Source organism: Microbacterium barkeri (genome assembly GCF_027921765.1).
In the GTDB taxonomy this organism is placed as follows: domain Bacteria; phylum Actinomycetota; class Actinomycetes; order Actinomycetales; family Microbacteriaceae; genus Microbacterium; species Microbacterium barkeri.
Genome location: NZ_BSEJ01000058.1, coordinates 1 through 561, shown reverse-complemented (window position 1 = coordinate 561; position 561 = coordinate 1). Strand labels below are relative to the sequence as shown.

The following is a 561-nucleotide window of genomic DNA, read 5'->3' as shown; positions in this document are numbered from 1 at the left end:
ATTACGGTCATAGGTTTTCATGGTCTCCTCCTCAATAAACCTGGGTGAAAGCAATGATTAAGCGCGCAAATTAATACCGCTTTCTGCCTAAAAAAGTTTTGAGGATAATCAAATTTATTTTAATAACCACCTGAGCATAAAGGCAAGAAGACCTTCTGTTCGCTTCCATCGCATCGCCTGCGCGGCGAGGGGATGAAGCGTGATACTGGCCGTCATATGTCAGCCAGGTTACTGTTTTATGACCAGATTATTAACCTTGCCAGCCCGCGGAAAATAGCGAAAGATGGCACTATTCGGGCATCAACGGTGCCAGTGCCTGTCCTGAGGGAGCCATGAATCAAGACGTCACCGCGAAGATGTTAAAGCCCGATTTTGATAGTGAAGTTTCCGGCCTGGTGCATGGCTATTTGTTTCATGAACAGCGCCCCCCGCAGCCGATCGCCTCTGGCGAGGTCTGCGCCCGCTATCAGGCGCTCGCCGATGACAAGGCGTTTATCTGGTTACACCTGAATCTGAATCATGCCACCGCCGAAAAATGGTTAACCAGCCACTTTCCGGTGG

The 561-nt window shown here is 49.7% G+C and carries 1 protein-coding gene; it reads left to right on the top strand.

From position 1 onward, the window contains the following. Positions 1–332: 332 nt before the first annotated feature. The coding region (locus PKE79_RS16765) for a hypothetical protein (protein ID WP_271174800.1) at positions 333–561 on the top strand (229 nt) is incomplete at its 3' end.